Genomic DNA, 701 nt, shown 5'->3' with positions numbered 1-701 from the left:
GGCGGCACGGTTTCCACCGACAGCGGCTTCAACTGCACAGGCTTGTAGTCGAGACGGTTGCCTTCGCTGTACCACAGCGAGTGCTTGAGCCAGGTTTCGTCGTCGCGGTTCGGGAAGTCGCTGTGCGCGTGTGCGCCGCGCGACTCCTTGCGGGCAGCGGCCGACACCATCGTCGCCTTCGCCACTTCCACCAGGTTGGCCACTTCCAGCGCTTCAACGCGTGCGGTGTTGAACACCTTGGACTTGTCCTTCAGGTGGATGCTGCCAGCGCGCTCGGCCACTTCCAGGATGCGTTCGACGCCTTCATCCATCAGCTTCTGCGTGCGGAACACGCCAGCGTGCGACTGCATGTTGCGGCGGATGTCGTTGGCGATGTCCTGCGCGTATTCGCCCGAGCTGGACGAATCCAGCTTGGCCAGGCGCGACAGCGCGCGGTCGGCAGCGTCGGCCGGCAACGGCTTGTGCTCGCGGTTCTTCAGGTTCTGCGCAATGATGTGGTTGCCCGCCGAACGGCCGAACACCACCAGGTCGAGCAGCGAGTTCGTGCCCAGGCGGTTGGCGCCGTGCACCGACACGCAAGAGCATTCGCCGATCGCGTAGAAGCCGTTGATGACCTCGTTCGGGTTGCCGTTCTTCGGCACCACGACCTGACCGTGATAGTTCGTCGGAATACCCCCCATCTGGTAATGGATGGTCGGCAC

At 63.8% G+C, this 701-nt stretch carries 1 protein-coding gene; it reads right to left on the bottom strand.

What is annotated here, in order from left to right; genetic code table 11:
- The coding region (locus tag R2N16_RS25440) for an FAD-binding protein (protein ID WP_316669827.1) at positions 1 to 701 on the bottom strand (701 nt) is incomplete at both ends.

It is taken from the genome of Ralstonia psammae, from assembly GCF_958405935.1.
Classification (GTDB): Bacteria; Pseudomonadota; Gammaproteobacteria; order Burkholderiales; family Burkholderiaceae; genus Ralstonia; species Ralstonia psammae.
Note: the sequence above shows the minus strand (reverse complement) of the source record. Positions and strands in the feature narration are given on the sequence as shown.